Genomic DNA, 26,319 nt, shown 5'->3' with positions numbered 1-26,319 from the left:
TATGTGAGCAGAATTTTGATCCGTTCTTTGGATCACTTTCTAATCGCACACTCCACAGGCTTTTACTTTACTAACATAATTATTTACTTTTTTTAATCACAGCCATTGTACATCTTGACACACAAATAAGCTTGTCATCCTCATCTACAATTTTTATATCCCATACCATTGTCGTTCTTCCTTGATGAAGAACGGTTGCAATGGCAGTCACAATGCCCTCACGCTTTCCTCTTACATGATTGGCGTTAATTTCTAAACCAGCAACCGATTCCGTTTCCTTATCTACAAGCTCGAAAGCACCGATGCTTGCAACGGTTTCCGCTAAAGCAACTGAAGCACCTCCATGCAGCAAGCCAAAGGGCTGTCTTGTCCGATGATCAACCGGCATTGTTGCTACAACCTTCCCCTTTTCCAAAGTAGTAATTTCTATTCCAAGTGCATTAATAAGTGTATTTTCTAAATTCATACTTCTTCTCCCCTTTTCTACTTATCTCATTCTACTATAACAGAATATTCCCACCATTTTAAAAGATAATGATTACAAAAAACACGTGAAAAGCTCCACCTGCATATATTGAAACGATAACGAGGAGAAGGATTGTAATTGAATAAAGAAAGGGGAAAATATCGATGAACCCTCATTATGTTTACCCTTATCATCCAAACTACCCACTCAATCAATGGTATGATAACCGTTCTTATTCATGCTGCCCGCCAAATATGTATAGGCATTATCCAGATGTAAACCCAGGGATGTTTATGAACTCAGCTAAAGGTATGGAGATGCTAATGAAAGACGCCAGTCATTTGTTAGCAGAGATGGCCAAATCAAGAAAGTTTTCTTTTGATTTAATGAGTGCTGCTCAACAATCCCATGATGATAAAGTAGAGAAATTAATTAAATCTACTGGGTTAAAAATTATTCCAAAGGTTACTTATACCCCAGACGGACTCAAGCTGCATTTCAATTCAGGCCAAGATTATAATAACTGCTGTGAGCTGTCACTAAAGTTAAGGTGGTCATAAGCTGCAGTGATGCTCCTCAAGACATTGAATCATGCCATGCAAAAAAGCTCTCTGAATGGTTGAGAGCTTTTTACTATTCGCATCACATACATTGTGTATTAGAAACCACCATATCCATATGGATTGGGTCCGTATGGGCCGGGTCCATATGGGGTCGGTCCATACGGGCCATAAAATGGCATTGGTCCGTAAAACGGCACCGGCGGTCCATAGATTGGACGGGGTCTAGCAATTGCAGCACCAGCAAAGCCGCCTAAAAGCCCCCCAAATAATCCACCTACTAAAGGGCCTGCAAAGAAGAATCTTGTATCCGCTGGATGTGGACCTCTTCTCATATTGTACATATGGGTAACCTCCTATTATTTATTCCTACACTACTTCATATGCTTATTTCTGCCGATTTGAGTGGGCTTTTATAAACATTGAGTCGTTTCTGCTAGGAGATTACCCATACATTAATAGGCTTTAGCCCAATATACTAATTTCTTTGCATCCTTTCCACAGCATACACATTCTGTTGAAATGGTTTCTTGATGGAAAGGCATGCATCTTGAGGTTGCGCCTGTCTCTTCTTTTATTTGTTCTTCGCAGTCCCTGTCACCACACCACATCGCTTTAACAAAGCCTGTTTTAATCTTGAATATTTCCTTCAATTCGTCAAAGTTCAATGCTGTAAACGTTTTTTCCTCACGAAGTTCTCGTGCCTTTTCAAAAAGATTTCTTTGAATGTCCGCAAGCGTTTCTGTAATCTTTGCTTCTAGCTGATCTGCTGATACAATCATTTTTTCCCCTGTATCTCTTCTAGCCAGTACCACTTGCTGCTTTTCAATATCCTTTGGTCCTACTTCAAGTCGAAGGGGAATTCCCTTCATTTCATGCTCATTAAATTTCCAGCCCGGCTTTTTGTCACTTGCATCAATGTCAACACGTGCGACCCGAGCTAATGTTTCTTTCAACCCATATGCATAATCAAGGACACCCTCCTTATGTTGGGCGATTGGAACAATCATCAACTGGACGGGAGCTACATTTGGAGGAATCACTAATCCTCTGTCATCTCCATGAACCATGATCATCGCACCAATGATTCGAGTCGTAAAGCCCCATGACGTTTGTTGAACATGCTGTAAACTGCCATCTTTGTCTGTGAATTGAATGCCAAATGCTTTTGCAAACCCATCACCTAGATGGTGTGAAGTACCTGACTGCAATGCTTTTCCATCGTGCATAAGGCTTTCAATTGTATAGGTGTATTTTGCACCCGCAAACTTCTCTTTATCTGTTTTCTGCCCCTTTACAACTGGAATAGCCAGCACATTTTCACAAAGATCTGCATATACATTCAGCATTTTGACTGTTTCTTCATGTGCCTCTTCATCTGTCGCATGGCATGTATGTCCCTCTTGCCATAAGAATTCAAGTGTACGCAAGAATGGGCGGGTTGTCTTCTCCCATCTCACCACATTTGCCCACTGATTGTATAGCTTTGGCAAATCGCGATAAGAATGAATGATGTTTTTATAATGCTCACAGAACAGCACCTCAGATGTTGGTCTCACACATAAGCGTTCCGCTAATTTCTCATCGCCGCCATGCGTTACCCAAGCTACTTCCGGGGCAAAGCCCTCAATATGATCCTTTTCCTTTTGTAGCAGACTTTCAGGAATGAATAGTGGCATATATACATTTTCATGCCCTGTTTCTTTTATACGACTATCTAACTCATTCTTAATATTTTCCCATAGAGCATATCCATATGGGCGGATAATCATTGAACCCCTAACGCTTGAATAATCAATCAAATCTGCTTTTGTCACAACATCTGTGTACCACTGTGCAAAATCTACATCCATTGCCGTGATATCCTTTACAAACTCTTTTCCCATTTAATCCACCTCAATTTTATAAAATAGACAATCATTATTACTAATTAAAGTATAAGTGTGTGCAGGGTTGATTTCCGCTCCAGGTGCTCGCTTTCCGCGGGGTGGGCGGTGAGCCTCCTCGACGCTAAAGCATCTGCGGGGTCTCACCTGTCCCACTACTCCCGCAGGAGTCTCGCACCTTCCGCTCCAATCAACCAAACTTTTTTCTATAGCTTCATGTACACATTCTATTTAATAGCAACAACCTAATTGAAAAGTGCCTAAAATAAAAAGCTCTGCCATAAAATAGGGACCAATTGCTTGGCGGTACCACCCTAATTTAAAGCAAAGCTTTACACTCTAACATGATAACGGAATGTTAAATCCGCTGTAATCTTTAATTGATACAGAACTCAGAGGCAGGTTCAAATGGCGGCTTATAGGAACCTTTCAGCAAACGGCTCCCTCTCTATAATAAACTGTTCTCATTCTACTATTCCTCATCAATGTTTAACTATTTTTTTGAAATTATATAAATATTTGATGCAAATGTCAATCTACTAAGAAAAGCATAAGCGCCATGGTCACTTGGGTTTGGCGAATATAATTGTTTTTGTCCAATAAATATTAAAGCGAAAAAAGTCCCCTTTAACCAAAGGTCAAAGGGGATCTGTAATTATTTTGCTGCTGCTGTATTTCCGAAAGCAAAGTCAACTGATACATATCCATAGCCAAGATCTTTTGCTACTGCTTCATATGTAATGCTGCCATTCACTACGTTCACACCAAGCTTTAATGCAGGGTTTTCATCGATTGCTTTCTTAACCCCTTTATTAGCAATTTGCAATGCATAAGGAATCGTTACATTTGTTAAAGCAATTGTAGATGTTCTAGGAACCGCACCTGGCATATTTGCCACTGCATAATGAACAACTCCATGCTTCTCATATGTTGGGTTATCGTGTGTTGTAATATGGTCAACCGTTTCGAAAATTCCGCCTTGGTCAACAGCTACGTCGATCACAACTGAGCCTGGAGACATGCTCTTAACCATTTCTTCAGTCACAAGCTTTGGTGCTTTTGCTCCTGGAATCAATACAGCTCCAACTACAAGGTCACTTTCCTTCACTGCTTCAGCGATATTGAATGGATTAGACATTAATGTTTGAATACTATTTCCAAAAATATCATCAAGCTGACGAAGACGTTCTGGACTTAAATCAATAATCGTTACAGATGCGCCTAGTCCGATTGCCATCTTAGCTGCATTAATACCAACTACGCCACCACCGACAATTGTTACCTTGCCGCGTGAAACGCCAGGAACGCCTGCAAGCAGAATCCCTTTGCCGCCATTTGTCTTTTGAAGGAATTGTGCACCAATCTGTGTTGCCATACGTCCCGCTACTTCACTCATAGGTGTTAGCAATGGCAATGTACGGTTGACTTCCACTGTTTCATAAGCAATCGCTGTAACACCTTTATCAACTAATGCCTTCGCCAATTCTGGCTCAGCTGCTAAGTGTAAATAAGTAAATAAGACTAACCCTTCACGGAAATATGTATATTCTGATTCAAGAGGTTCTTTAACCTTCATAACCATTTCTGCTGCCCAAGCGTCTGCTGCCGTTGATACGATTTCTGCACCAACCTCTTTATAATCTTCATTCGTGAAACCGCTTCCAACACCAGCATCCTTTTCTACTAAAACCTGATGACCTGCCTTCACTAGTGTATAAACGCTAGCAGGAGTTGCTGCGACACGATTCTCATTGTTTTTAATTTCCTTTGGTACTCCGATAATCATCCTAATATCCCCCTTCAAAACAGCAATTATATTATCAAAATATTATCAAAACTACCTTAAGTATAATAATAAGATACAGAATAATCAACCTGAAGATTCACTTCGGGCGAACGATTCATTTTTTGCACCCTTTGCCTTGAGCTTGTCTATAATATAGCGAAGTCAGTTATCGTATGTTTGTCACAAGGAGGGATATTATTTGAATGTAAAGGAACTATTTAATTTAAAGAATAAAACAGCCATCATAACAGGCGGCGGCCAAGGACTTGGAGAACAAATGGCCATTGCATTAGCAGAAGCAGGGGCAAACATCGTCATCTGCTCTAGAAACATAGAAAACTGTCAAAAGGTTTGTGAGCAATTAGTGAATACGGGTGTTCAATCAATGGCTATCAAATGCGATATTACTAACCAGGAAGATATTCAAAATGTAGTAGATCAAGTTATTCAGCAATTCGGAACAATCGATGTGCTTATTAATAATAGCGGCACTTCATGGATTGCTCCTGTATTAGATATTACCGCAGACCAATGGGATAAAGTCATGAATGTAAACTTGAAGGGAATGTTCCTATTTTCTCAAGCAGTAGGTAAAGTAATGGCTAAGCAGGGGAATGGAAAAATAATTAATATTTCCTCTGTTACTGGACTAAAAGGAACAGATCCTGCCTTTTTAGATGCGATTGCTTATAGTACAAGTAAAGGGGCTGTCGTCGCGTTAACGACAGATCTAGCCGTTAAGCTTGCTAAACATAATATTCAAGTGAATGCAATTGCTCCAGGCTTTTTTCCTAGTAAAAAAACAAAAGCATTTGAAAAAACAAGTCATATCATCTTGAGGAGAGTGCCTGCTGGCCGCTTTGGCACTGACCAGGATATTAAAGGCGCAGCCCTTTTTCTCTCTTCCCAGGCTTCTGACTATATTACAGGACAAGTACTCGTCGTTGATGGCGGATTGCTATCTTCCATTTAGAGATAGAAAGGAGTGAATACAGTGATGATCAATCACACACAAGAAATATTGAATACCATCAAAAAGTTAGGAATGAAGGTAGAGTATGAATTAAATGACTCAATACAAGAAGCTTTAAATCAACCAGATATTCTAAAAGAAACGAATGCCCGCTCACAGCTAGTGGCCGCCTCCATTCAAAAGCTGCAACAGACCGTTGAACATTTGTCTATCCCCTTCAATTTTCCAACTAAAAGTGATGTAGCCAATACAACGAAATTATTTATTCAAGCTGAAGAGAAATTGGACTTACTTGAAGAGCAGGTTATCCATTTAAATCATTCCATTGAGGACTTAAAGAACATGATCACCAACAACCATTCCTATTCAAAAAGAGTGGTGGAATAATCAAATGAAAGAAATCAAATTAAATAGGCTGACAGGCTTTTACAAAACCATAGCCATCAAGGAGCCTGAAGTTGGAATGACCCCACGTGTTGCCGTGTGGAAGAAAAACAAAGCGACCCTGTGGCATTATCCCCCAGAAGAAAAGAAATACAATGTACCACTGTTTCTAGTATATTCTCTCATTAATCAACCATTTATTCTTGATCTTGGTCCTAGCTATAGCCTGATAGAAGCATTAACTGCTAATGGGTATGACGTATATCTTCTCGATTTCGGAATACCTGGATATGAGGATAAGGATCTAACAATGGATGATTATATTCTTCGCTATATTAAAAAAGGGGTTCAAAGAGCTCTGCTTCATTCAAATGCTGAGGAAATTTCATTGATGGGATTTTGTATGGGGGGGACATTTGCGGCTATCTATACAGCCATTTCCGAAGAACCGATCAAAAATCTCATTCTCTCTGTTGCACCAATCGACTTTTCCGTCGTTTCCGTTTTTACTGAAGGGGCCAAATTACTTCAAGATGGAGAACTAAATATCGATCCCATCCTTGATGCTTGGGGCCTTATTCCCGCTTCTTCTATCAAAGGGGGCATGAGGCTTGTCACTGCTCCTATCTATTACTCTCCTTACCTTTCTTTGCTGAGCCATGCGGACAACGAAGAACGAAACATCAAATGGAGCCGCTATAATTATTGGGCTAAGAGTCATATCCCATTCTCTGGTGCCACTTTAAAACAAATGATGAATGACCTTGGCAAAGAAAATAAGTTGATCAAAAGCAGCTTAATGATCGGAGACAACCGAGTAAAGCTAGAAAATATTAAAGCAAACTTACTTGCAGTTAGCGCTAGCCATGATCGACTTGTTCCTCAAGAACAGATCATGCCCATACTTGACCTTGTTTCAAGTAATGATAAGACGTTTCATGTCCTTCAAGGGGGACATGCCAGCCTTGCAAAGGATGGCAAAGCGCCAGAATATCTTACCAGCTGGCTTTCAAACAGGTCAAATCCAATCAAGTAAAACCTCATCACGAAAATTATTTATTGCAAACGAACTTCCCCCTGATGAAGAGGCGGTATTTCATCAGGGGGAAGCATTTTAATGAAAAGGAGAGAGCTATTATGTATTATCTATACAATTCCATGCCATCTATCTCTACAAATATTTCCCTACACAGCTATTTTGGGTTTGCTGCAATTGTATTTAAGGACTTTTTTAAAACAGAATAAAAAGTACTTATCCGTATAAAGAAACGAATCGACATTCATCAAAAACTTGTAATATATTCACTTTCTTTGCCGAATAGAAACTTGTTTTGTCACACAGGAAGGAATCTGTTCTTTAAGGAAGAATCCAATCATAGATAGGACAAACAAAGAGGGGTGCACTCATTGTTTGTTATTAAAGGGGGATTCTAGGATGAATACAAGTGCAGTCGCAAAGTTGCTAGGGGTTTCGCCAAGCACTATTCAGCGGTGGGTCAAACAGCTGGAGCTCAAAATGGAACGAAATGAACTTGGTCACTATCTATTTACAGATGAAGACATTACATTACTAAAGCATGTTCAGGAACAGCTCAAAACAGGAGTCATGCTACAAGATCTCTCAGTAGAGAAAAAGACACGTAAAGGAACAGTAAAAGCCGCCGTGAACGATTCAATCACTGAAAAGCTTATCGCAAGAATGAATGACTTTGATCAAAGATTAAATCAAAAAGCGGATGATGTTGTATCTTACCAGCTCTTACAGCATCGTCGGGAAATAGAGGAGCTTCAAGCTGAGGTAAAGAAGCTTCACGAACGTATAGAACATCTTGAAGATGAAGCAAATGGAATAAAGAAGAGCATTCCCTCAGAAAACTTATTTATTTTTGACCAAGAAAAACCGAAAAAGAATCTAAAAAAGAAAAGCTTCATCACCTCGCTATTCGGCTTTTAATTTCCAGTCTCCACTATCCCTGTATACCGCCCATTGCTACTGTCTTTCAACTAGTTAAAAGCAGCTTCTATAAAAAAGAAGCTGCTTTTAAGATTAAAGAATCATTGCTGCCAACCAGCCAAAGAGGATGAGTGGGATATTATAATGTAAGAATGTTGGGACACATGTATCCCAAATATGATTATGCTGGCCATCTACATTCAGCCCAGCTGTTGGCCCTAATGTACTATCAGATGCCGGAGAGCCTGCATCTCCTAGTGCGGCTGCCGTTCCTACTAAAGCAATCGTTGCCATTGGACTGAATCCAAGCTCAAGACAAAGCGGCACAAAGATCGTCGCAATAATCGGGATCGTTGAAAAGGAAGAGCCAATCCCCATCGTAACAAGCAGGCCGACAATTAGCATAAGAAGGGCAGCAAGCGACTTATTATCGCCAATAATCGCAGCTGATTGTTCAACAAGACTTGTTACATCCCCAGTTTCTTTCAATACATCGGCAAATCCGAAGGCAGCAAGCATGACAAAGCCGATAAAGGCCATCATTTTCATCCCTTCAGTTAAAAGCTCATCCGCTTCTCTCCATTTCACCGCACCACTTACGTAAATAACAAGAATTCCAGTCAATGCACCGAAAATCATTGAGTCTAATTGAATTTGAACATAAAGGGCAGCTATTATAGCAATGAACGAGAAAATGATCCCTGATTTTCTGTATTCTCTTTTTTCTATATCAACTGTTGCATTTTGCTGATAGATTCTCTTTTTTCGATAAGAGATAAATATAGCCACTAGCAGTCCAACTACTAACCCTGCTGTTGGGATAAGCATCGCTCTTGGAATATCACTCATATCGACAGCAAGCCCGCTGCTTTCCATATTATCTGCTAGAATCTCGTGAAAGATTTTTCCGAAACCAGCTGGAAGCAAAATATACGGAGCTGTTAAACCAAAAGTTAAAACAGAAGCGATCAAACGCCTATCAATCCCTAGTTCATTCATCACCTTTAATAGTGGGGGAATAAGAATGGGGATAAAAGCAATATGAATAGGAATGACATTTTGAGAGAAACAGGCCATTATTAAAATAGATAAAACAATAAGTGCTTTAGATAATGTCTTCCCCTTGGATTCTCCTTCTTTTCCAACCTTTTGCAAAATCCATTCTACAACTAAATTTGGCAGGCCTGTTCTAGATATTGCAATAGCAAATCCACCTAACAGAGCATAGCTTAATGCTACCTCGGCACTCCCTCCAAGACCATTGGAGAATACTTCAATCGTTTGTTCCATACCTAAACCACCTGTTAAGCCACCTATCAAGGCACCGGCAATTAAGGATAAAACGACATTCACACGTAAAAGGCTTAATATTAGCATAACTAAAACAGCAACTATGACAGCATTCATGGTGTACTTCCTTTCTCTTCTCTTACTTTATTATATTAAATTGGTAGAGTGTTAAAATATGATAATAAAATTATCATATTTTATATCTTTTTGTCAATTTTTTTCGAAAAAAAAAGCCCCAGGAAAGTCCCGGAGCTTTAAGCCTCATTCTATTCAGTTTCAAATCTTTCTACAAGTAAGGCAAGTGTTCGAACCATTACACCAGTAGCACCGGATGGCCCAAGGTCGTGTTCCTTACGAGTGGTAGAGGTTCCTGCGATATCTAAGTGTACCCAAGGTTTACCCTCTGTAAATTCACCTACGAATGCACCACCCATAATGGCATGCCCTTCACGTCCAGGTGAGTTATTTAAATCAGCTATTTTGCTGCTTCTAACCCTTTGTTTATCTTTCTCGAATAAAGGAAGGCGCCAGATTGGTTCACAAGCCTCGTAAGAAGCTTCAAGAACCTGCTCCCATAATGCTTCATTATTCGTTAAAGCTCCTGTTGTTTCCATTCCTAGAGCAACAATCACACCACCTGTTAATGTTGCTACATCCACTAGGTAGTTCGCTCCATGATGCAATGCATATGTAACGGCATCTGCAAGAACTAATCGACCCTCTGCATCCGTATTCAATACCTCAATCGTTTTTCCACTCATCGAAGTGATGACATCATCTGGTTTAAAGGCATTGCCGCTAATCATATTATCTGTAGATGGGATAACAGCTACGACATTTTGCTCTGGTCTTAGTTCACCGATAATCTCCATTGCTCCTAGAACAGCAGCAGCTCCACCCATATCTGTTTTCATTCCGACAATGCCGTCTTTTGACTTAATAGAATAACCACCTGTATCAAAAGTAATTCCTTTCCCAACTAAACCAATAACATCCTTCCACTCTTCTTTTCCTTGATACTTCAGAACGATCATTTTTGGAGGTTCGGTAGAGCCTTGGTTTACCGCTAGTAATGCACCCATACCAAGTTTGAGCATATCTTCCTTTTCAAGAATTTCCGCTTCAAAATTATATTTCACAGCTAACTCTTGCGCATAGTTTGCCATATCGGTTGCCGTCAGCATATTACCTGGCAAGTTAACAAGTGTACGTGCAGAATTTGTTCCTTTCCCATATGCGTACCCAACGGTTAACGAAGCTTTCACATCTTCTTCATCAGCTGATTCGCAATAGACGGAAATATCTTCAATTGATTGATTAGGTTCATTCGACTTTTGTTTGTATCCTTCGAATCGATAGGTAGATAATGCGTACGCTTCACTGACAGCATGTGCTGCATCAAGTGCATCTACATTTTCATTTATAAATGAATCTAAGAAAAGCGCAGCACTAGATAATTTTGCTGAATTTACTGCTTTAAAAGCTTTCCCTAATGCCTCGCGCAATACCTCGAAAGAATAGTCCTTTTCTCGTCCAAGTCCAACCACAAATAATCTTTTTGCACCGATATTTCCAAATGTATGTACTTTTGAAATGACCTTTTTTCTTGCTGAAAGATCCCCACTTTTGACAAGCTCTGTTAATTGACCATTGAATAGCTTATCTATTTGAGAAAGAATCCCATCAAATTTATTCGGCTTTTCAAATAAACCAATAATTAAACACTCATGTTCATTTGAATAGTTCATTTCTGTCTTTACTGTAAACATTGCTTCACCCCCATAAAAGATGCTTTCATTATATCTGAAATTGAAAACTATTTCGACTAGCTAATCTTCTTAAGATAAATTAAAAATTAATGAAGTCATTCTACAAAAAACATTTGCACTCTTTCTGAATTATTATTATCATCTTAACAAACGGGATGAAATTTACGCACTTATTTTTCAATGATTAAATTACGCAATCTGCCTCATTAAGGTACATTGTGATCTATACAAAAGGGTGGGTTGTAAATGGAATTATTGATGAATTTCCCCCTATGGTCTGCCATTGCGGCCATCTTCTTTGCTCAATTTGTAAAAGTTCCGATTCACTTTATTGCCTCTCGAAAATTAAATTGGTCGCTCATTACAAGTACCGGGGGGATGCCAAGCTCACACTCAGCTGCTGTAACTGCTCTATCAACTGGTGTTGCTTTAGAAACAGGCTTAAATTCGGCTATCTTTGCCGTGTCTGCTGTTTTCGCGATCATTACGATGTTTGATGCAACAGGCGTTCGCAGGCAAGCCGGGGAACAAGCAATTGTCCTTAATCAATTAGTATCGGAGTTTAACCGTTTTGTAGAGGAAGCCAAACACTGGCAAAAAAAGGCGGAGCAAGAGAAAAGAAGAGAATTGAAAGAGCTTCTTGGACACAAACCGATCGAAGTCTTTTTCGGCGGGCTGACAGGTGTACTTTTAACATTATTTCTTCACTTTCTGCTTCATTAATAGGCAGGCTCTGAATGACTTGATTCCTATTGAATAATTAAATAGTAAATGATAAACAGGCAAATCCACGAAAAGGAAGTTGCCTGTTTTTATGAACATTATTCCTGTTCTGACTTAATATATTGCTGACGAAAGACTTGCATGGATTCATTTTCATTAAGGGCATGAAGCTCTTCCTCGGTGATGGAACCATCACCCATTTCTACGATATAGACATCCAATGTTTTTTTGCCCCATTTATTATACACATCATCCACTGTCTCATAATAAAGATCAACTTTATTTCCCTTAATGGCGCCACCTTTATCTGCAACAACGCCATATCCATAGCCAGGTACAAATAGAATGGTTCCAATCGGAAATACATTTAAGTCTGCGGCTACCGTTGAATACAAATCCCTTTTCACCTTTACTCCAGAATATGTAATACCAAACCCAGGGTGGTCGGGGTGCTTACCTGTTGATTCATAATAGGCCGTATAGCCTGTTGCCACAACCGTCTTAATTGGATACTGTGTCCAATCAATGGACTCTTCTAAAGTTGGCGGATGTCCAGATACGGCTTTACTAGAAGAGATTTGTAAATCACCATTCACGAATCGCTTTAAAAATTTGAAAGCAACTTCAATCTTCTTAAATGTATGGTCAAAATGATTTTGATCAGATTGTTCGTTCGTGCTCATCTCTTCACTACCAAAATAATTAATAAGAGATCTTGCCTCCACTCCCGATATTGATTGAAAGGTCGTTAATAATGCGGCAATAAATAAAGTTGACATTATTATTCGTCTTGTCCAATTTTTTATTCTTCTCATATATAATTTCACTCCTCCCAAGAATATTCATTTCCCAACTTTCAATGAAATATTCATCACAGGAATGAAATGGAGGAAACTATCCATTCTGATTTTGGCAAAAAGCCCTTTATTTCCAAGGAGTTTTTACGTTTTTTATCACTTCTACAAAAACAAAAAAATCTCTGCACGAAGCAGAGATTTTTATATTTTAGGCTTTTTTCTAAAAGATTGTTATCAATAGAACAGAACCTATATTTAGAACATTTGGTACCCTTTTTTACGAAGGATTTTCATCGTTATACCGGCTCCAATAGCTCCTGCCAGTCCACTGGATAGGATAAGTATATCAGCAGTAGCCAACTGGGATAATTCAGTACCTAAACTCAAAAATGACTCTTTACTATTATTAAAATATTCAATAAATCGAACTTTATCAATTATAAAAATAGCAATAATTGGATATACAATCGCCATAATCCATGACATTCTTAGAAGCATATTTAAGATAAAGCCAATCCCAAAAAATAATACGAAGAAAAGCACCATTGAAATAGGCAATACGAAAATCGTCATTTCCATCTTTTTTGTTCCTCCCTTTGCACATCAATACTTAGTGTACTGAATGTACAAATGGGAGTCAATAAAGAAATGCGGAAGCTCCTTGGTCAGCCCTGACAAGCATAAGACAAGCTGTCTAAAAGGTTGTGACCTTTAACCTTTTGAGCAGCTTGGCTTGGAGCTGGGCAATAAAGAAATGCCAAGTCAAAGCGAGTGTATTTATTCTTTTTTCTGACCTGAACCACTACAACATGTGCAAGTTTCCGACCCACCAAGTAAAAGCTGAAAATACCCTTTTCCTGAGCAGTATGCACATCCATTTGATTCATAATTCTTAGCTGTCATTCTCTCCATCTCCTTTTTGTAACTGAATTTTCTGATAATATATCAAGAAATTGAGAAAATGAAAAGTGCTAAAATCAGCGAAAAAGGGTGACTGGAAACGCATACAATTAGGAATTCCTTTTAAATTCTCTTCCTTTCTCCTATTTTCAGAAAATTCAATATTAATTTTCGAGATAGGTAGTCAGGCTGGCTAGTTATTGGTGCGTTCTAGGAGGAAGAAGCTACATCAGCTTCATGAAGGACAGCAAAAAAAGCGTCCCAAACCATATGCGATTTGAGACGCTATTTCTAATGTTATTGTTATTTTCTCTCCCAAAAAAAGAGGCCAGGCTCGACTGCCTGACCCCTTATATAACCACTTAATTATAAAATGTTGAATTTCCCTTTTTTCATAACAAGCGAAGGGCCACCGATCATGTATAATGCACGGTTATCAACCATTTTCTTCATGAATGAAGCTTTTGCTCCAACCATTTTCTTGCCGAACGCTACACCGATTGCATCATCTTCACCAAGCGAACACACAGTTCCCTTAATATCCGGCTTAAATGTTTCTAATTCGGTTTTGTTGCGAACCAAAGCAGCTAGATTTCTTGCACATGTTTCCCCTTGCTGCATCGCAATTTGAGCAGTTGGTGGATATGGACGGTTAATTTCTTCATTAATCATTAAAGAAGAATCCCCAATAATGAAGACGTTATCATGACCAGGAGCTCTTAAGTCAAGCTGTACTTTTACACGGCCGCGCATGGCTTCAAATCCTGATTTCTCAATAATTGCATTTCCGCGAATACCCGCAGCCCATACAACCGTACCTGCCTTAATTTCTTCTACTTCATCTTCGCCTTTACCAACAATAATACCTTCAGGTGTTGCTTCTTTAATAGCCGTTCCAATACGGAATTCTACACCTTTTTTCTCTAGATGAGAAACTGCATAATTAACAAGCTCTGGATCAAATCCCGGAAGAACCATTGGTGCAGCCTCAACACAAATCACTTTCACTTTTTGTGGATCTACATCATATTCTTTGCAAAGCTCTGGAATTCGGTTTCCTAGCTCACCAAGGAATTCAATACCCGTAAATCCAGCTCCTCCAACAACGATTGTCAGACGCTCATCTTTTTTCTCTTCTTCTGTATTATAAGTTGCAAACTGGAATTCAATATGCTCTTTGATTTGACGTGCAGAATTAACGTTTACAATAGAGTAAGCGTATTCTTTTAATCCCTTAATACCAAATGTTTCTGATTCCCCACCAAGGGCCACGACTAAATAGTCAAAGTCGATTTCACCATTTTCTAAGATAACCTTTTTCTCTTCAGTTTTAATTTCGACAGCTGTATCTTGAATAAAGTTAACCTTATTTGTATCGATGACATTTTTAATTTCATATCTAACACGGTCATGGTGTAGAGTACCAGCAGATGCTTCGTGTAACCAAGTTGTTTCATAGTGATAGCTATTTTTATTTACTAACACGATTTCAGCTTCATTCACCCCAACTGCTTTTTGTAGACGAGTCGCAGTCATTAAACCGCCGTAACCTGCTCCTAAAATAACAATTTTCGCCTTTCTCAACGTGTATCTTCCACCTTTTTAGTATTTTCTATATTATAATAAAGAGTTTGTGATGCAATTCACTAAAACAGTCAAAAAAATGTTGATAAATTGTCACAAAACATTAACAATATGCTCACATTACATATTATTCTTTTTCCATTTAATTTTCAAGCTTAAAAAGGTAAAAAAGGCATTTTGAAAATTTAAACTTTAGCACCTTTTTCCAACGCTTCCCCTCTTAAATTTCTGTTCAGCGGATATGTTTAGAGTATTTCCCCTTTTCATAATATTTTCCCCAAAGAGTGAGCTTTATATTAATTTATGATATGATATTGGGGGAAGTTGCACTATAATTTTGGGGGGATACAGAGTGAAAGAAGATCAAAAAGTATACGATATAACTATTATTGGCGGGGGACCTGTTGGTTTATTCACTGCATTCTACGGTGGAATGAGACAGGCTTCTGTAAAAATTATTGAGAGCTTGCCACAGCTTGGTGGTCAATTATCGGCCCTTTATCCTGAAAAATACATATATGATGTTGCTGGATTTCCAAAAGTGCGTGCTCAAGAGTTAATTAACAATTTAAAGGAACAAATGGCTAAATTCGAGCCTGCTACTGCTCTTGAACAATCAGTAGAAAAACTCGAAAAGCAGGAAGATGGTATTTTCAAGCTGACTACAAACAAAGAAATTCATTATACAAAAACAGTTGTTATTACTGCTGGAAATGGTGCATTCCAACCGCGCCGCTTAGAGCTTGAAAGTGCTGCACAATATGAAGGAAAAAATCTTCATTACTTTATTGATGATTTAAATCAATTTGCTGGCCAAAAAGTAGTTATTTTTGGTGGTGGGGACTCAGCGGTTGATTGGGCATTAATGCTAGAGCCGATTGCTGAAAAAGTAACGATTGTTCACCGCCGCGATAAATTCCGTGCTCATGAACATAGTGTTGAAAATCTCCATAACTCTAAGGTTGAAATCAAAACACCTTTCATTCCTGCTGAATTAATCGCAGGTGACAATGGGATTGCACAAGTTGTCCTTGAGGGTGTAACTGATAAGGAAAAAGAAACACTTGATGTAGACGCGGTTATTTGTAACTATGGTTTTGTTTCTTCACTTGGTCCGATTAAAGAGTGGGGACTTGAAATCGAAAAGAATTCCATCGTAGTGAATTCAAAAATGGAAACGAATATTCCTGGTATTTATGCTGCTGGCGATATTTGTACATATGATGGAAAAGTGAAGCTTATTGCCTGCGGCTTTGGTGAAGCACCGACAGCTGTAAATAATGCAAAGGCTTACATTGATCCAAAAGCAAAAATCCAGCCATTACACAGCTCTTCTATGTTTAATTAATATAAAAGGGTATCCAAACGTTAAAATTTGGATACCTTTTTTCATTTGGCTGCTGAATGTAAGCACACTCATAAAAGCTTAACCAGCCAACCCCAACATTTCATTATTAGCACTCTTCCGGCGTCCCAGCTGCTGTTGCCGTGCGGAATGATGATCCACAGCCACATGAAGCAATGGCATTCGGATTATCAATCGTAAAGCCGCCGCCCATCATGGATTGTTTATAATCTATCTTCGTCCCTTGAAGGATCGCTGCATCCTCCTTACTAATAAGAACGTGAATGCCATATTGTTCGAATTCGGCATCGTCTTCCTCCACCTCATAGGCAAAACCCATTCCATATGATAAGCCGCTGCAACCGCCACCTTTTACAGAAACACGTAAATAAGAATTTTCTTCCTCATTCGCCTTCATCATTTCTTTTATTTGCAAAGCAGCCGCTTCAGTTAAAATAACCACTTCATTCATCTTTATTCCCTCCTTGTTTTTAAATTTAAAAACAAATTCATCTTATTAATAGTATATACACTAACACTTCGGTCCTCAACTAATCAGAATCCATCCATTTTTATAAATAGGCTTGAAGGGTAGCTAAAACAAATAGGTAAACTTACTCATTTGTTCTTAAAAGTTCATGTATTTTTAGTGCTTTTACCACTGAATAGAGTATAATTATAGTATTAATGTATGACTTTTATAAAAAAACGACATAAATCTTTTGTACCAAGGAGGCGATCTCAGGTGACAGAAATTGAACCCATTTATGACAAAAAATGCGAATGTAAAATGTGCAAAAAGGCATTTACGACGAAGAAACTTCGTTCAAGATTTATTAAAGTGATGAGCTATGATACTGATTTTTGTCCAATTTATTCCTCATTAGAGGCCAATCCAATTTTATATCATGTAAATGTTTGTCCACATTGCGGTTATTCCTCAACAGACGATTTTTCACCTTATTTTCCACCTGGGTCCGTTGAAGAAATCCAATCAAAAGTATGCAGCCAGTGGGTCCCACATGATTTCGGCCAGAACCGAAAAATCACTGATGCAATAAAAACATATAAATTAGCCATTTATTGTAGTTTATTGAAGAAAGAAAAATATATTATTATTGCTGGAACATACGTTAGACTCGCTTGGCTCTATCGAATTCTTGAAAATGAAGAGCAAGAACAGCGCTTTATGACGCTGGCGATGAATGCATATATGGAATCCTATATGACGGATGACTTTAGAGGGACACAGGTATCTGAAGTTCGCATCCTTTATTTAATTGGAGAACTAGCAAGAAGAACTTATCAGATCGAGCAAGCTGTCAAGTATTTCTCAAAAGTAATTGAACAGCAGAAACGAACGGTTGAAACTGGCATTATCAATATGGCCAAAGAGCGATGGTATGATATTCGCGAACAACAAAAAGCAGCACAAGATATTATATAAAAAATCCCCTATGGTGTGAAACCATAGGGGATTTTTATAGTAATCAGGAGTCATTCTAGAACATAGGATTATCCTCAATAAATTGATAGATGTTTTTCACTAATTCTTCTGAGGTTTCGCCTGTAACAACTTCACCATTTACAAGTGCAAAAAGAGTACTCGCACACTTCCCACAATAGCCAAGACAGCCATACTCTATCACATCAAGGTCATAATCCTTTTCCAATATTTCTAAAGCCTTTTGTGAGCCACTTGCCAGATTACTGAAACAAAACTCGATGATTGGCTTTATCACTTTTATCACCTCTTAATTTATACCCTTGAACGATTGTTTATCTATTTAAGCTGCTCCAAGCAGGCAAATTCACTATTCATTCACACCTAATGCTACCTTTTTTCACTTAAATCTGCAATAACTTTTGTATTCACCTTCTTTATAGTTCTTTGTCGGATTGACATTAAAAACCTATTAGCTTGTTTTGTCAAGTTTCAGCTTATAACTGTTGTGATTTTGTCACAATTTCGTTATACTTTCTATTGGATAAAGGTACTTAACTATTGGCTTTGTGAAACTAGACTGTTGATTTCCGCTCCAATCAACAGAGTGTAGTAATCAACATTTAGCTTTAACAAGCCTATCTATTAATATTTCTATTTTTTTAAGGCTATTTTTCAGAAAAATCACTACTTTAGAACAGACTTAAAGGGGAATTTACAATGAAAAATCTTGTTATACTTGGTGGGGGCTATGGCGGGATGAGGGCTCTTGCTAGGCTTTTGCCCAATCAACTTCCAGAAGATGTATCTATTACTTTAATCGATCGTGTTCCTTATCATTGTTTAAAAACAGAGTATTACGCATTGGCTGCAGGCACTATTTCGGATCAGCATGTACGGGTTAGCTATCCGGAGCATCCAAGATTAACAATTAAGTATGGGGAAATTATGGGTGTAAATCTTGAAGATCGAACGGTCATCCTGCATGAGGATAGTCCTGTATCATTTGATGATTTAATCATCGGCCTAGGATGCGAAGATAAGTATCATAATGTGCCAGGTGCAGATGTGCATACATATAGCATCCAAACAATCGAAAAGTCACGTGCGACTTATCAAGCATTAAATAACTTAACCCCAGGTTCAGTGGTAGCAATTGTTGGAGCTGGATTAAGCGGAGTAGAAATTGCTTCAGAGCTTCATGAGAGCCGTCCAGATTTAAAAATTAAATTATTTGATCGTGGCAGCCACATTCTATCAGCATTCCCAGAAAGATTAAGTACCTATGTAGAAAAATGGTTTGAAGACCACAGTGTTGAAATTGTCAGCCACTCCAATATTACACGAGTAGAAGAAAACATCCTTTTTAATCATGATGAACCCGTTCCATGTGATGCCATTGTGTGGACAGCAGGGATTCAGCCGAATAAAGTCGTAAGGGATATGGATGTTGAGAAAGATACACAGGGCCGTGTTATTCTAACTAAGCATCATAATCTTCCAACAGATGAACATATCTATGTTGTTGGTGACTGTGCAAGCCTGCCGCATGCACCTAGTGCGCAGCTTGCAGAAGGTCAAGCGGAGCAGATTGTACAAATTCTATTGAAACGTTGGAATAATGAAGAATTACCTGAAGAATTGCCTACCATTAAACTAAAAGGGGTTCTTGGCTCACTTGGCAAAAAGCATGGGTTTGGAGTTGTTGCTGAGCGGCCAATTACAGGCCGTGTGGCACGAATGATAAAATCCGGGATTTTGTGGATGTATAAGAATCACCGCGGGTAGGCGCTGGAGCTGAACGTAGACTAATTCGCCACCAAGTTATCTACAACATCAGATTATATACAGCGAAAAAAGAGCACTCCTATATTGGAATGCTCTCTTTTTTTCATACTGCTGTATATCCGCGTCTTTCCATTTCTGCATAAATGGTTTTTAGCCTTGGATTTCCTTCCCCAACAACTTGATCTTCAATTAAAACAACGGGGTAAAACATATCCTCCTCTATCACCCTTTGAGCAAAGTTTTTCTTCTCTTCATCTTCTGGCGGGTTAAGGATATCTACATATGTTACTTTAAAAGGCTGATTAGGGTATTTTCTAGCTATTGCAGCTTTCAGCCATTCATATGTTTCCTTAGAAGAAGGAAGGTTTACACAACTTGGACATAGCTGCTCAGCACCATAAACAGTCATTTCAATTTCTTGCTTCATACGATTGTCCCCCTTTTTTATAAGTACCTTTTATTCTATTTTACAATATTATGATGTTAGAAACTTAAGTAATTTCTCATTTCGAGTAAATCGGCTTCTTTAAATAGATTTTTGCAGTGAGAATGATTATAATAAGTATTATGAAAGGAGTAGATTACAATGGCAGAACAAACAACCATGCTTGAACAAGTTCAAGTCGTATTAGATAAATTGCGTCCATTCCTTCTAAGAGATGGGGGAGACTGTGAACTAGTTGATGTAGAAGATGGAATTGTAAAGCTTCGCTTACTTGGCGCATGTGGTACTTGCCCAAGCTCAACCATCACTTTAAAAGCAGGTATTGAACGTGCGCTTTTAGAAGAAGTACCTGGCATCACAGAAGTTGAACAAGTATTTTAATAAAAAAAGCGATGTCAATTTGACATCGTTTTTTTATGGGCTGATTTCGCAACCATTTGCTAATGAAAATATAGATGGTAGAAGTTGATTTCCGCTTCAGGTCGCTCGCTTTCCGCGGGGTGGGCGCTGAGCCTCCTCGACACTTTTGTGTCTGCGGGGTCTCACCTGTCCCACTTCTCCCGCAGGAGTCTCGCGCCTTCCGCTCCAATCAACAACTTTTTTTGTCAACAGTTTTCATTTATACAACTAATCCAAAACAGCAATTTTTAAATAAGTGTCATTTAATTAGACGGACAGATCTCACTTACTAACGATGAATAGACCTTGCTTCCAGTTTGATCTATTTTCAGACGAAGGTATTTCATTTCTGGCAATGCTTTAGAAAGCTCTTCTGCTAAAAAAGTGCCTTTTCCCTTTTCCACTAGGCATAGTACGGTTGGGCCTGCCCCGCTTAAAGCTACTCCAAATGCTCCTAGATCTGGCGCCATTTCTTCAATTTGGGCTAAATGAGGGACAATTTCTTTCCGGTATGGATGATGATAGCGATCAGCCTTCATCATTTTTCCAGCGAGCTTAAAGTTTTGTTTTAATATAGCAGCAATAAGCACATTGCCAATCGCACCAGCTTGTACTGCCTCCTGATATAAAAGGGTCTTTGGCAACAAGCCTCTTGATTCCTTTGTTAATAGTTCTTCTTTTGGAACGACAGCAACAATGTCTAGTTCTAGTTGATGAAACGTTACAACGCTTACCTCCTCTAGCTGACACCCTACAACCAGGCCACCAAAAAGACTTGCACCTACATTATCAGGATGACCTTCTATCATTGATGCTCTTTCCAGTTTTTCTTGTTTTGTTAAATGAAGCCCGCAAAGTGAATCAGCCAGTTCAATTCCTGCCACAATAGCTGCTGCACTGGAGCCTAATCCCCTTGCAAGCGGAATATCACTGTTCATTCTCACTCGACAGGTTGGCAGCTTTTTATTATACTTTGCTGCCGTATCCAGAGCGATTTGAAAAACAAAATTCGTTTCATCTTTTGGGAAAGCATTTAAATTTTCAGATAGAGGGATAACTTCATACCTGTCCCCTTTTTCCACCTCTAATGTTAAATAAATGGCCAATGCCAAGCCAACCGAATCAAAGCCTGGACCTAAATTTGCCGTACTGCCTGGGACCTTAATGATGAGCATTTCCTCTTCGCTCATGCACGCACAACCCCTTTAATATGCTCAGCAACTGCAAACATATCATTTGGTAAAACAATAGGCTGTACCGGGCTATATTCAATGGCACTATTAGGATCCTTTAGTCCATTTCCTGTCAAAATGGCAACTATTCTTGTCTGATGAGGAATCTCCCCATTACGCAGCTGCTTATATATTCCAGCAAGTGAAGCACAGGAGGCAGGCTCAGCAAAAATGCCTTCTGAAGAGGCTAACTTTCTGTACATACAGAGAATTTCTTCATCACTTACTTCATCAATCTTACCTGCTGATTCTCTTAAAGCCTCCGTTGCTAAATGCCAGCTTGCAGGGTTTCCAATTCGAATGGCCGTGGCAACCGTTTCAGGATGTTCAAAGATCCGATTATGTACGATCGCTGCTGCTCCATCTGCTTCAAACCCATGCATTCGCGGCAATCCAGTCTCTTTTCCTTCATGATATTCTTTAAACCCTTTCCAATAGGCACTGATATTGCCGGCATTTCCGACTGGAAGGGCAAGAATATCAGGTGCACTTCCTAGCTGGTCGCATATTTCAAAGGCAGCTGTTTTCTGCCCTTCTAGACGGTAAGGATTGACCGAGTTTACTAGAGTGATAGATTCTGTTTCACTAATCCTTCTTACCATCGCCAATGCTTCATCGAAGTTTCCTTCAATAGAAATGATTTCAGCCCCGTACATCACTGCCTGTGCAAGCTTCCCCATCGCAATTTTCCCTTCTGGAATAACGACGATGCATCTTAATCCCGCTCGAGCTGCATATGCAGCAGCTGCTGCAGAAGTATTGCCTGTTGAAGCACATATAACAGTATCACTGCCTTCCTCCTTTGCTTTTGCTATGGCCATGACCATTCCCCGATCTTTAAATGAACCAGTTGGATTTGTGCCTTCTGTTTTCACATAAAGGTCAATTCCCCATTCATCAGAAAGCTTATTCAACCTGATAAGAGGTGTGTTTCCTTCATTTAATGTCAGTAAAGGTGTATGCTCATTCACTGGCAAATAATCTTTATAGGCTTTTAATAGTCCTTCCCACCTCATACAATTGCACTCCCTTCCACCCTGTATGAACTTTCAATTGTCTGAACGGCATGCAAATCTCTTAATTTAACTAAACTATCTTCATAGTCTTGTAATGAAGCTTGATGGGTAACTAATACAATCTCTGCAAGCCCCTTATTTTTCAGTGGCAGTTGAAGAATTTTCTCGAAACTAATATGATGTTCAGAGAATATTGACGTTATATCAGCAAAGACTCCTACTTCATCTGCTACATGTAAACGCAAGAAATATTTTGAATAGATTTCCCCTGGTTCCTTCAGCTGCTTTTTGTATTGTGGAGTTGCCGCGCTTTTTCCTGTCACGCCAAGACGCATATTTTTCATCACCCCAACAAGATCAGAGACAACTGCTGTAGCGGTCGGCAAACTTCCTGCACCTGGTCCGTAAAACATCGTTTCTCCAACAGCCTCCCCATATACATAGACTGCATTAAATTCATTCTGAACAGATGCGAGCGGATGGGTTTCTAACAATAAAGTCGGCTGAACACTCACTTCAACCTTTTCTCCTTCTCGATTAGCAATTCCAATAAGCTTCATCGTGTATCCAAGTTGCTTGCCATATTCTAGATCACTTTCTGTAATACCTGTGATCCCCTGTACTTTCACATCGGCCAAATCAATATTCATTGAAAACCCTAGTGTTGAAAGAATGGCCATCTTCCTTGCTGCATCAAGTCCTTCCACATCAGCAGTTGGATCTGCTTCAGCGTAACCAAGCTCCTGTGCCTCCTTTAACACATCCTCATACGCACTGCCAAACTTTGTCATTTTTGTTAGGATGAAATTAGTCGTTCCATTCACAATCCCCATCATCTTTGTAATCCGATCAGAGGCCAATCCATCAACAAGACTTCTTAAAATAGGAATGCCTCCTGCAACACTTGCTTCATAAAAAAGATCACAACCATTTTCTGAAGCAGTCATCAGAAGCTCAGCACCATATAACGCCATTAAATCTTTATTCGCTGTTACTACATTCTTCCGATTGAGCAATGCTTGCTTTATATAATTCTTTGTTTCATCAACGCCTCCTATCACTTCAATAATCACATCAATCTCCGGGTCATTTAAGACTTCATCTGGATTAGACGTAAGCATAGATTGGTTAACTTCAACGGCCCGTTCTTTATGTAAATCCTTTACAAGGATTTTTTTTATTTTTACTGGACATCCTACTTGGTGGGTGAGCTTATCCTGATGGTTCTCAATGATTTTCACTACTCCAGATCCCACAGTTCCTAAACCTAATAATCCAATTGAAATTTCCTCCATTATGATCCCCCTTAGTAATACCAATTGATGTTTTTCCTGTATGTACATTTGTATTTGTATAGTAGACATTATAGTGCTGATCTCTTCTGAATACAATAGTTTTTCTCATTATTCTGACGAAATGACTTTTTATTGTCTCCACTTACACATTCTAATTTCGCGTTCATCCAAGTAAAAAGAAAAGCCTGAAGGGATACAGTCGAAAAAAATGATCAAGCAAACTGATCAATATTCCGGCCACACCCTACAGGCTGCTTCTATTTTTTTAACCAATCTATCAATGGGATCTTCCACTTTAGCACTGGTGCTTCGGAAAATTCATAAAACCGGGCAAGAAATCGTTCATGATCATCTGATTGCTGCAAAAATTTATGAAGCTTTTCTTCAAGTAGCTTTTTCTCTTGTTCTGAGCTTGATCCATAATAGGTTTCAATACAATGAAAATAATGGAGCGGGAAGAGAATTCGTGCATAATAAAGTCTCCATGAAAACGAGGATAGCGGGGTGATGCTTTGATAATCTGAGATGAACTTCCGCAGGTCTGGCTCATATGTTTTTATATTGTGGAAATACTTCTCTCTTGTCCATTCTGCAAGGTCCCTTGAAGAATGATCAAAAACCCAATCAAAGGGATTCTTGATATAATATGAATTTCCCCATGTATTCTCTGTGAATCTCACATGACAAACAGTCCCGCTATCCATCATTGAAGGTTCATCATCTAGCTCTGTGTCTACAAGGTATTGGATGGCATTTTCTGCTATTCCCATATAGTATGGAAATGATTCCAAAAACATCCGTTCGAATTCATTATCAGGCTGCTGGAATAGCATATCATTCCATACTCTCTCCATCTGATCAATTCTTGTTTCCCATAATTGCTTCCATTGGCCAATGCGGCTCAATTTATTCACTGCAAAAGAAACAGATCTGCCTCTATAATGGAATTTCGCTAGTTTTCTGCCAAAATGATTTACTTTCCGATTCTGAATATGTTCATTTTTTAATACACAATATCTTCTATTCTCCCACTCGCTAAATTGCTTGCCATCCTTTGTTTTTAGAAAAGTGCTGCAATATTTCTCCCCGTTTCTAGCTTGATGCTCAGCAAGCATTTCCAATTCAAAAAGCTCTTCATCACCAAACCCTTCTACTGGTATAAATAAATAGATTTGCCCTTGTTTTCTGCACGCTTGATATTTTCCAACACGTATTTCTTCATCAATCTCAATTCCATATTGCTTTTCAAGTAATTGGATCAACATATTTACACCTCTTTTTTTCAAGGCTTTTTTCACAAATATTGATGCTAATGAAGCAGTTGTTGGTAGAGGTTGATTTCCGCTCCAGGATGCGCAGCGACCCGCGGGGTGGGCGGTGAGCCTCCTCGTCGCTAAAGCGCCTGTGGGGTCTCACCTGTCCCACTCCTCCCGCAGGAGTCTCGCACCTTCCGCTCCAATCAACAACCTTTTTTATCTGAAGAAAACTTATTCAAAAACAACAATTATTTAGAAAAGAGCCTTTTCAAGTACCTTAGGACATTATATGAATGATTTAGGCAAAACTTGTTCTTTTCTTGTCCAGCTAGAATAAACAATTAATGCCTTTCATCCCTTGATTAAAACCGAAGCGCTAAGATATGATGGAGGGGCAAATATTTCCAGGGGGCAGGAAAGGCATAATTTCTGTCAAGTTAGTATATATTTAATGAAAAATAACAGAAAATAGGTGGAGCCGATGAATGAAGAACAATCTGTTGATATTATTGAGCAAACAGCGCGAAAATGGCTGCATGAACGTGGGGTAGAAATTCAAGATATTGCTGATTTAGTCTACTTTCTTCAAGAGAAATATCACCCAGATTTACAAATGCAAGATTGCATTGACAATGTTGAGCGCGTTCTTTCAAAAAGGGAAGTGCAAAATGCTGTCTTAACAGGAATTCAACTTGATGTGCTTGCAGAGGAAAAGAAACTTCTTGAACCATTGCAGCATGTAATCGAAATTGATGAAGGTCTTTACGGGGTTGATGAAGTTTTAGCCTTATCCATTGTAAATGTGTACGGATCCATTGGGTTTACAAACTTTGGGTATATTGATAAATTAAAACCCGGTATTTTAGGTGATTTAAATGATAAAAGTTCAGGGAAGTGCCATACATTCTTAGATGATATCGTTGGAGCCATTGCAGCAGCAGCATCCAGCCGCTTAGCCCATAGAGCACATGGAACAAAATAATATTCACATACCAAAACGCTTGGATCCAAGCGTTTTGGTTTTTTT

28 protein-coding genes and 1 other annotated feature are annotated in these 26,319 nt (G+C 38.9%); of the genes, 11 read left to right on the top strand and 17 right to left on the bottom strand.

Annotation, left to right across the window (positions count from 1 at the left end; translation table 11 throughout):
* Window positions 1–79 precede the first annotated feature (79 nt).
* A complete protein-coding gene (locus ACFYKT_RS10205; RefSeq protein WP_389219128.1) occupies window positions 80–466 on the bottom strand; it encodes a hotdog fold thioesterase in 387 nt (128 codons plus the stop codon).
* Between the two features lie 164 nt (window positions 467–630).
* Between ACFYKT_RS10205 and ACFYKT_RS10200 the strand changes: the two genes are divergently transcribed.
* Window positions 631–1,026, top strand: coding sequence for a hypothetical protein (locus tag ACFYKT_RS10200; protein ID WP_389219127.1), 396 nt, complete (start codon window positions 631–633; stop codon window positions 1,024–1,026).
* Between the two features lie 98 nt (window positions 1,027–1,124).
* On the opposite strand, the gene ACFYKT_RS10195 is transcribed toward ACFYKT_RS10200, so the two are convergent.
* From ACFYKT_RS10195 to ald, 3 genes are all read right to left on the bottom strand, one after another.
* Window positions 1,125–1,370: a hypothetical protein gene (locus ACFYKT_RS10195; RefSeq protein WP_389219125.1), complete on the bottom strand. Its 246-nt coding sequence runs from the start codon at window positions 1,368–1,370 to the stop codon at window positions 1,125–1,127.
* A 111-nt stretch (window positions 1,371–1,481) separates the two neighbouring features.
* Window positions 1,482–2,912: a proline--tRNA ligase gene (gene proS / locus ACFYKT_RS10190; RefSeq protein ID WP_389219123.1), complete on the bottom strand. Its 1,431-nt coding sequence runs from the start codon at window positions 2,910–2,912 to the stop codon at window positions 1,482–1,484.
* A gap of 284 nt (window positions 2,913–3,196) precedes the next feature.
* Window positions 3,197–3,407 (bottom strand) — a binding site (T-box leader).
* 160 nt (window positions 3,408–3,567) lie between these two features.
* Window positions 3,568–4,698 carry an alanine dehydrogenase gene (ald, locus tag ACFYKT_RS10185; RefSeq protein WP_389219121.1) on the bottom strand — a complete coding sequence of 377 codons (1,131 nt, stop codon included), beginning with the start codon at window positions 4,696–4,698 and terminating at the stop codon, window positions 3,568–3,570.
* A gap of 199 nt (window positions 4,699–4,897) precedes the next feature.
* Between ald and ACFYKT_RS10180 the strand changes: the two genes are divergently transcribed.
* From ACFYKT_RS10180 to ACFYKT_RS10165, 4 genes are all read left to right on the top strand, one after another.
* A complete protein-coding gene (locus ACFYKT_RS10180) occupies window positions 4,898–5,671 on the top strand; it encodes an SDR family oxidoreductase (protein ID WP_389219119.1) in 774 nt (257 codons plus the stop codon).
* A gap of 21 nt (window positions 5,672–5,692) precedes the next feature.
* On the top strand, window positions 5,693–6,058 hold the full coding sequence (locus tag ACFYKT_RS10175) for a hypothetical protein (protein ID WP_389219117.1): 366 nt from the start codon (window positions 5,693–5,695) through the stop codon (window positions 6,056–6,058).
* Window positions 6,059–6,062: 4 nt separating this feature from the next.
* Complete coding sequence (locus ACFYKT_RS10170; RefSeq protein ID WP_389219115.1) at window positions 6,063–7,091, top strand: alpha/beta fold hydrolase; 1,029 nt, start codon at window positions 6,063–6,065, stop codon at window positions 7,089–7,091.
* 399 nt (window positions 7,092–7,490) lie between these two features.
* Window positions 7,491–8,009, top strand: coding sequence for a MerR family transcriptional regulator (locus ACFYKT_RS10165; RefSeq protein WP_389219114.1), 519 nt, complete (start codon window positions 7,491–7,493; stop codon window positions 8,007–8,009).
* Between the two features lie 93 nt (window positions 8,010–8,102).
* On the opposite strand, the gene ACFYKT_RS10160 is transcribed toward ACFYKT_RS10165, so the two are convergent.
* Window positions 8,103–9,416 carry a Na+/H+ antiporter family protein gene (locus ACFYKT_RS10160; RefSeq protein ID WP_389219113.1) on the bottom strand — a complete coding sequence of 438 codons (1,314 nt, stop codon included), beginning with the start codon at window positions 9,414–9,416 and terminating at the stop codon, window positions 8,103–8,105.
* Window positions 9,417–9,565: 149 nt separating this feature from the next.
* Window positions 9,566–11,068 carry a leucyl aminopeptidase gene (locus ACFYKT_RS10155; protein ID WP_389219111.1) on the bottom strand — a complete coding sequence of 501 codons (1,503 nt, stop codon included), beginning with the start codon at window positions 11,066–11,068 and terminating at the stop codon, window positions 9,566–9,568.
* 246 nt (window positions 11,069–11,314) lie between these two features.
* Here ACFYKT_RS10155 and ACFYKT_RS10150 point away from each other — a divergent pair, with 246 nt between their 5' ends.
* Window positions 11,315–11,791 carry a divergent PAP2 family protein gene (locus ACFYKT_RS10150; protein ID WP_389219109.1) on the top strand — a complete coding sequence of 159 codons (477 nt, stop codon included), beginning with the start codon at window positions 11,315–11,317 and terminating at the stop codon, window positions 11,789–11,791.
* A 98-nt stretch (window positions 11,792–11,889) separates the two neighbouring features.
* Here the strand turns inward: ACFYKT_RS10150 and ACFYKT_RS10145 are convergent, their stop codons facing one another.
* The 4 genes from ACFYKT_RS10145 to ACFYKT_RS10130 form a co-directional block, all read right to left on the bottom strand.
* On the bottom strand, window positions 11,890–12,606 hold the full coding sequence (locus ACFYKT_RS10145; RefSeq protein ID WP_389219107.1) for a 3D domain-containing protein: 717 nt from the start codon (window positions 12,604–12,606) through the stop codon (window positions 11,890–11,892).
* Between the two features lie 237 nt (window positions 12,607–12,843).
* On the bottom strand, window positions 12,844–13,167 hold the full coding sequence (locus ACFYKT_RS10140) for a YuiB family protein (RefSeq protein ID WP_389219105.1): 324 nt from the start codon (window positions 13,165–13,167) through the stop codon (window positions 12,844–12,846).
* Between the two features lie 198 nt (window positions 13,168–13,365).
* Entirely contained in the window at window positions 13,366–13,491 is a 126-nt protein-coding gene (locus ACFYKT_RS10135) for a YuiA family protein (protein ID WP_389219103.1), read from the bottom strand.
* Between the two features lie 363 nt (window positions 13,492–13,854).
* Window positions 13,855–15,072 carry an NAD(P)/FAD-dependent oxidoreductase gene (locus tag ACFYKT_RS10130; protein ID WP_389219101.1) on the bottom strand — a complete coding sequence of 406 codons (1,218 nt, stop codon included), beginning with the start codon at window positions 15,070–15,072 and terminating at the stop codon, window positions 13,855–13,857.
* A gap of 352 nt (window positions 15,073–15,424) precedes the next feature.
* Between ACFYKT_RS10130 and ACFYKT_RS10125 the strand changes: the two genes are divergently transcribed.
* Complete coding sequence (locus ACFYKT_RS10125) at window positions 15,425–16,420, top strand: NAD(P)/FAD-dependent oxidoreductase (RefSeq protein WP_389219099.1); 996 nt, start codon at window positions 15,425–15,427, stop codon at window positions 16,418–16,420.
* 106 nt (window positions 16,421–16,526) lie between these two features.
* On the opposite strand, the gene ACFYKT_RS10120 is transcribed toward ACFYKT_RS10125, so the two are convergent.
* A complete protein-coding gene (locus ACFYKT_RS10120) occupies window positions 16,527–16,889 on the bottom strand; it encodes a HesB/IscA family protein (RefSeq protein ID WP_389219098.1) in 363 nt (120 codons plus the stop codon).
* Between the two features lie 273 nt (window positions 16,890–17,162).
* On the opposite strand from ACFYKT_RS10120, the gene ACFYKT_RS10115 reads away from it, so the two are divergent.
* On the top strand, window positions 17,163–17,864 hold the full coding sequence (locus ACFYKT_RS10115) for a DUF2225 domain-containing protein (RefSeq protein ID WP_389219097.1): 702 nt from the start codon (window positions 17,163–17,165) through the stop codon (window positions 17,862–17,864).
* Between the two features lie 55 nt (window positions 17,865–17,919).
* Here ACFYKT_RS10115 and ACFYKT_RS10110 read toward each other — a convergent pair whose 3' ends face one another.
* Window positions 17,920–18,159, bottom strand: coding sequence for a YuzB family protein (locus tag ACFYKT_RS10110; protein WP_389219095.1), 240 nt, complete (start codon window positions 18,157–18,159; stop codon window positions 17,920–17,922).
* A 422-nt stretch (window positions 18,160–18,581) separates the two neighbouring features.
* On the opposite strand from ACFYKT_RS10110, the gene ACFYKT_RS10105 reads away from it, so the two are divergent.
* Window positions 18,582–19,649, top strand: coding sequence for an NAD(P)/FAD-dependent oxidoreductase (locus ACFYKT_RS10105; RefSeq protein WP_389219094.1), 1,068 nt, complete (start codon window positions 18,582–18,584; stop codon window positions 19,647–19,649).
* 103 nt (window positions 19,650–19,752) lie between these two features.
* Here the strand turns inward: ACFYKT_RS10105 and ACFYKT_RS10100 are convergent, their stop codons facing one another.
* Window positions 19,753–20,076, bottom strand: a complete 324-nt coding sequence (locus ACFYKT_RS10100; RefSeq protein ID WP_389219092.1) for a YuzD family protein — start codon at window positions 20,074–20,076, stop codon at window positions 19,753–19,755.
* A 159-nt stretch (window positions 20,077–20,235) separates the two neighbouring features.
* Here ACFYKT_RS10100 and ACFYKT_RS10095 point away from each other — a divergent pair, with 159 nt between their 5' ends.
* Window positions 20,236–20,475: a NifU family protein gene (locus ACFYKT_RS10095; protein ID WP_389219090.1), complete on the top strand. Its 240-nt coding sequence runs from the start codon at window positions 20,236–20,238 to the stop codon at window positions 20,473–20,475.
* A gap of 281 nt (window positions 20,476–20,756) precedes the next feature.
* On the opposite strand, the gene thrB is transcribed toward ACFYKT_RS10095, so the two are convergent.
* From thrB to yutH, 4 genes are all read right to left on the bottom strand, one after another.
* A complete protein-coding gene (gene thrB / locus ACFYKT_RS10090) occupies window positions 20,757–21,683 on the bottom strand; it encodes a homoserine kinase (protein ID WP_389219088.1) in 927 nt (308 codons plus the stop codon).
* Window positions 21,680–22,741 carry a threonine synthase gene (gene thrC / locus ACFYKT_RS10085; protein WP_389219086.1) on the bottom strand — a complete coding sequence of 354 codons (1,062 nt, stop codon included), beginning with the start codon at window positions 22,739–22,741 and terminating at the stop codon, window positions 21,680–21,682. The genes thrB and thrC overlap by 4 nt, the downstream gene beginning before the upstream one ends.
* Window positions 22,738–24,036, bottom strand: coding sequence for a homoserine dehydrogenase (locus tag ACFYKT_RS10080; RefSeq protein ID WP_389219085.1), 1,299 nt, complete (start codon window positions 24,034–24,036; stop codon window positions 22,738–22,740). The genes thrC and ACFYKT_RS10080 overlap by 4 nt, the downstream gene beginning before the upstream one ends.
* A gap of 257 nt (window positions 24,037–24,293) precedes the next feature.
* Window positions 24,294–25,301, bottom strand: a complete 1,008-nt coding sequence (gene yutH / locus ACFYKT_RS10075; protein ID WP_389219083.1) for a spore coat putative kinase YutH — start codon at window positions 25,299–25,301, stop codon at window positions 24,294–24,296.
* A 472-nt stretch (window positions 25,302–25,773) separates the two neighbouring features.
* Between yutH and ACFYKT_RS10070 the strand changes: the two genes are divergently transcribed.
* On the top strand, window positions 25,774–26,274 hold the full coding sequence (locus tag ACFYKT_RS10070; RefSeq protein ID WP_389219081.1) for a phosphatidylglycerophosphatase A family protein: 501 nt from the start codon (window positions 25,774–25,776) through the stop codon (window positions 26,272–26,274).
* Window positions 26,275–26,319: the final 45 nt, after the last annotated feature.

Source organism: Cytobacillus mangrovibacter, from assembly GCF_042865275.1.
Taxonomy (GTDB): domain Bacteria; phylum Bacillota; class Bacilli; order Bacillales; family Cytobacillaceae; genus Cytobacillus; species Cytobacillus mangrovibacter.
The sequence above is the reverse complement of the archived record's forward strand: the minus strand, read 5'-3'. Positions and strand labels throughout refer to the sequence as shown.

Excerpts from the sequence above, each read along its gene's own strand:
- thrB (WP_389219088.1), bottom strand. The coding sequence starts at position 21,683 with ATGAGCGAAGAGGAAATGCTCATCATTAAGGTCCCAGGCAGTACGGCA.
- ACFYKT_RS10105 (WP_389219094.1), top strand. The coding sequence starts at position 18,582 with ATGAAAAATCTTGTTATACTTGGTGGGGGCTATGGCGGGATGAGGGCT.
- ACFYKT_RS10135 (WP_389219103.1), bottom strand. The coding sequence starts at position 13,491 with ATGACAGCTAAGAATTATGAATCAAATGGATGTGCATACTGCTCAGGA.
- ACFYKT_RS10155 (WP_389219111.1), bottom strand. The coding sequence starts at position 11,068 with ATGTTTACAGTAAAGACAGAAATGAACTATTCAAATGAACATGAGTGT.
- yutH (WP_389219083.1), bottom strand. The coding sequence starts at position 25,301 with ATGTTGATCCAATTACTTGAAAAGCAATATGGAATTGAGATTGATGAA.
- ACFYKT_RS10195 (WP_389219125.1), bottom strand. The coding sequence starts at position 1,370 with ATGTACAATATGAGAAGAGGTCCACATCCAGCGGATACAAGATTCTTC.
- ACFYKT_RS10150 (WP_389219109.1), top strand. The coding sequence starts at position 11,315 with ATGGAATTATTGATGAATTTCCCCCTATGGTCTGCCATTGCGGCCATC.
- ACFYKT_RS10170 (WP_389219115.1), top strand. The coding sequence starts at position 6,063 with ATGAAAGAAATCAAATTAAATAGGCTGACAGGCTTTTACAAAACCATA.
- ACFYKT_RS10160 (WP_389219113.1), bottom strand. The coding sequence starts at position 9,416 with ATGAATGCTGTCATAGTTGCTGTTTTAGTTATGCTAATATTAAGCCTT.
- ACFYKT_RS10205 (WP_389219128.1), bottom strand. The coding sequence starts at position 466 with ATGAATTTAGAAAATACACTTATTAATGCACTTGGAATAGAAATTACT.
- proS (WP_389219123.1), bottom strand. The coding sequence starts at position 2,912 with ATGGGAAAAGAGTTTGTAAAGGATATCACGGCAATGGATGTAGATTTT.
- ACFYKT_RS10200 (WP_389219127.1), top strand. The coding sequence starts at position 631 with ATGAACCCTCATTATGTTTACCCTTATCATCCAAACTACCCACTCAAT.
- ald (WP_389219121.1), bottom strand. The coding sequence starts at position 4,698 with ATGATTATCGGAGTACCAAAGGAAATTAAAAACAATGAGAATCGTGTC.
- ACFYKT_RS10120 (WP_389219098.1), bottom strand. The coding sequence starts at position 16,889 with ATGAATGAAGTGGTTATTTTAACTGAAGCGGCTGCTTTGCAAATAAAA.
- thrC (WP_389219086.1), bottom strand. The coding sequence starts at position 22,741 with ATGAGGTGGGAAGGACTATTAAAAGCCTATAAAGATTATTTGCCAGTG.
- ACFYKT_RS10095 (WP_389219090.1), top strand. The coding sequence starts at position 20,236 with ATGGCAGAACAAACAACCATGCTTGAACAAGTTCAAGTCGTATTAGAT.
- ACFYKT_RS10080 (WP_389219085.1), bottom strand. The coding sequence starts at position 24,036 with ATGGAGGAAATTTCAATTGGATTATTAGGTTTAGGAACTGTGGGATCT.
- ACFYKT_RS10140 (WP_389219105.1), bottom strand. The coding sequence starts at position 13,167 with ATGGAAATGACGATTTTCGTATTGCCTATTTCAATGGTGCTTTTCTTC.
- ACFYKT_RS10145 (WP_389219107.1), bottom strand. The coding sequence starts at position 12,606 with ATGAGAAGAATAAAAAATTGGACAAGACGAATAATAATGTCAACTTTA.
- ACFYKT_RS10070 (WP_389219081.1), top strand. The coding sequence starts at position 25,774 with ATGAATGAAGAACAATCTGTTGATATTATTGAGCAAACAGCGCGAAAA.
- ACFYKT_RS10100 (WP_389219092.1), bottom strand. The coding sequence starts at position 20,076 with ATGAAGCAAGAAATTGAAATGACTGTTTATGGTGCTGAGCAGCTATGT.
- ACFYKT_RS10165 (WP_389219114.1), top strand. The coding sequence starts at position 7,491 with ATGAATACAAGTGCAGTCGCAAAGTTGCTAGGGGTTTCGCCAAGCACT.